Annotated in this window: 3 protein-coding genes; 2 read left to right on the top strand and 1 reads right to left on the bottom strand. The window is 63.1% G+C overall.

Annotated features, from left to right (window positions below; all coding sequences use genetic code 11):
• Positions 1-321: ABC transporter ATP-binding protein (locus tag PHP59_RS12175; protein ID WP_300167359.1), on the top strand; the 321-nt coding region annotated here is incomplete at its 5' end.
• Positions 322-369: 48 nt separating this feature from the next.
• On the opposite strand, the gene PHP59_RS12170 is transcribed toward PHP59_RS12175, so the two are convergent.
• Positions 370-1215, bottom strand: coding sequence for a class I SAM-dependent methyltransferase (locus PHP59_RS12170; protein ID WP_300167357.1), 846 nt, complete (start codon positions 1213-1215; stop codon positions 370-372).
• 269 nt (positions 1216-1484) lie between these two features.
• Here PHP59_RS12170 and mutS point away from each other — a divergent pair.
• Positions 1485-3312 (top strand): DNA mismatch repair protein MutS (gene mutS / locus PHP59_RS12165; protein WP_300167355.1); only part of this gene is annotated, 1828 nt, incomplete at its 3' end.

Genomic DNA, 3312 nt, shown 5'->3' with positions numbered 1-3312 from the left:
CTGCGGCGCGAGCAGTTCTCCCGGTATCCCCACCAGTTGTCGGGGGGCGAGATCCAGAGGGCGATGATGGTCAGGATCTATTCGCTCGCGCCGAGACTGATCGTGGCCGACGAACCGACGTCGATGCTCGATATGTCGGTGCAGGCGCAGGTGCTGTCGCTGATGAAAGATCTGCAGCAGAAGAACAAGACGGCGTGCATCTTCGTGTCGCACGACCCCGCGGTGATGGAGGCGATGTGCGACACTGTCGGCGTCCTTGAGAAGGGGCGGTGCAGGTTTATGGAGATGGATGAGTTCGCGGCGTTCGCCGGCGAGATGTAGGGGGAGGGACCGTTCGAGGATTCTACCCTGATGGGCCGAGAATGCCGCTCACCGGCACCCGTCCACTTCCCACCAGAATTTCACCCTCGTCATCATCCCCGCATGCAGGAAGCCGTCCCCGTTTTTCGAGAGGGTTGCGGAGAGGTACTCCCTGAGGATCTCCTCCTGCGCCGGAGATGTTATCTGGCACTGATCCCTGAATTCGGCAACTGCTGCTTCGAGGTCCGGAAACCTGCGGAGATGCTCCCTCCGTATCGTCTCCATGTTCGGGTAGATCCCCATCGAATAGAGGACGTTGAAGAGGACGTCGGCCTTCGGGCCGAACCGGAACTCCTTTCCGTGCAGCACCGGCCAGAGGTCGGCCATCGTCCGCTCCCAGGCCGTCGTACCGGCAAACCAGAAGAGGTAGACCCATCGTGAGGACGCTTCGCACATCGCCTCGACCGCGGTCCGGATATCCGGCATCCCGAGCGAGTACGAGGCGACGACAATGTCGTACCGCCCCCTGAGATCGACAGAGGGATCGATGTCCTCCCAGCGTTTCCGCACGATCTCAAGGTTTGAAACGCCCTCTTCTTCGGCGTACCCCGCCATCACGTCGGCCATTCCCGCCGCCGGTTCGACGGCGGTCACGCGGGCGACGCGGCACGCAAGGGGAACGGCGAGCGTACCGGGTCCGGCGCCGATGTCCAGCACTGTCGACCCTGCCTCGATCGGGAAACTGTCGATGACGTGGCGGATCCGCTCGGGGTTCTCACGCGACTGTGCGAGAAATGCGTGAGCTTTCTCTCGCGAAGCCCATGTCGAGGCGCACTCCCTGCTCCCCTGGCACGCCGCATTCTCATCATACAATTCCTTCCAGACTGCGTTCCAGTCAATTGTATTGTATGTCATTGACATTCTCCATGTTTTTGATAGGGTGCTCCTCTTCGGCATATCCTCTTCGATCTTCGCGGGTTCTCTCCCGATCCTGGAGACGGGTGTCGGCGAGTTCGAGAACAGAGGGAATCCCGTACCTCGACCACGCAGTCGATGCCGGCACCGCACGCGCCCCTCTGGCATTTCATCCGGCATAACCTGCTCTTTTTTCAAAAATCCGATCCCGGCCGTTATCTTTCCCTCAAAAAAACACCTTAATAGATACACGGCCGATCTCATACAGAATGACCGAGGAGAAGATGACCCCTGCCATGCGGCAGTTCTATGCAATGAAGGAAAAACATCCTGACTGTGTCATTTTTTTCCGCATGGGGGACTTTTACGAGACATTCGGTCATGACGCCGAGATCGTCTCCCGCGAACTCGACATCGTGCTCACCTCGCGGGGCAAGGACAGGGACGGGGAGAAGATGCCCCTCGCCGGCGTGCCCTATCATGCGGCAGACACCTACGTCTCCCGCCTCGTCGCGAAGGGCTACCGGGTTGCCGTCTGCGAGCAACTCGAAGACCCGAAGAAGGCGAAGGGGATCGTGAAGAGGGGCGTCGTCCGGGTGATCACCCCCGGCACGGTCATCGACGCCTCCATGATCGCCTCGCCGGGGGCGCGGTACCTGATGTCCCTCTGCCCGAATGGTGCGGATTTCGGCCTCGCCTTCCTGGACATCTCCACAGGCGAGTTCTTCGTCGAGGAGTGCAGGGACGGCGGCGAGGTCGTCTCCGAGGTGGAACGATACAGGCCGCAGGAGTGCATCGTCCCCGCCCCTCTCACCGGCGATCTTTGCGAGCGTTTCTCCGCCCAGGGCGTCCTGGTCACCCCCTATGAGGAGGGAGCGTTCGCGGCCGGGAGGGCGCGGCAGGTGCTCCTCGACCGCTTCGGCACCGTCTCCCTCGAAGGCTTCGGGTGCGAGGGGATGGAGGCGGCGGTGCGGGCCGCCGGCGCCGCCCTCAGGTACGCCACCGAGACCCAGTTCTCCGACCTCTCCCACATCATCGGCCTCTCTGTGCGGTCCACCACCGAGAGGATGTCCCTCGACGCGATCACCCTGCGGAACCTCGAGGTCACCGAGACGATCCGGGGAGAGGGGAAGGAGGGGACGCTCCTCCATGTCCTGGACAGGACGCGGACCTCGATGGGGAGCAGGACGATGCGGGCGTACCTGGTCAACCCTCTCCTCGACAGGGCAGAGATCGACGCACGCCTCGACGCCGTCGAGTACTTCGTCGGGAAAACCCCGGCACGGGAGACCTTCCAGGATCTCCTCCGCAGCTGCGCGGATATCGAGAGGATCGCGGGCAGGATCGCCTACGGGAATGCGACGCCCCGCGACCTCGTCACCCTGAGGGTGTCCTTCGAAACCGTGCCGGAGGTGAAAGAGACCCTGCAGGGCGACCTGCCGGCGCGGGTCAGGGAGGCGGTCGACCAGATCTCCGACTTCCCCGCTGTCAGGGATCTCATCGCCCGCGCAATCGTCGACGACCCGCCGGCGAACCTCAAGGGCGGCGGCGTGATCAGGGAGGGCTACAGCCCTGAACTCGACGAACTGAAGGGCCTCTCCGGGTCGGGGAAGGACTGGATTGCGGAGTACCAGCAGAAGGAGAGAGAGAGGACAGGGATCAAGTCCCTGAAGGTGCGGTACAACCGGGTCTTCGGCTACTACATCGAGGTGACAAAGCCGAACCTCTCCCTCGTCCCCTCCGACTATGACCGGAAGCAGACGACGGCGAACGGCGAGAGGTTCACCACCGCGGACCTGCGGGAGAAGGAGAGACTCATCACCAATGCCGAGGAGCGCCTCCTCTCCCTGGAGACCGAACTCTTTGCAGACCTCGTCGCCACCCTCGCCGCCTCCGTCCCAGGTTTCCAGGAGACGGCACGGGCGATCGGCGTCCTCGACGTCTACGCGGCCCTCGCCGCGGTCGCGCAGAGGAACGACTATACGCGGCCCGTCCTCGACGACTCGGTCAGGACCGCAATCAGGGCCGGACGCCACCCTGTCGTCGAGGAGATGGTGCCGGGCTCATTCGTCCCGAACGACACCCTCATCGACGGCG

Source organism: Methanofollis sp. (genome assembly GCF_028702905.1).
Lineage (GTDB): Archaea > Halobacteriota > Methanomicrobia > Methanomicrobiales > Methanofollaceae > Methanofollis.
This window is presented reverse-complemented; position numbering and strand designations above follow the sequence as displayed.

Excerpts from the sequence above, each read along its gene's own strand:
- PHP59_RS12170 (WP_300167357.1), bottom strand. The coding sequence starts at position 1,215 with ATGACATACAATACAATTGACTGGAACGCAGTCTGGAAGGAATTGTAT.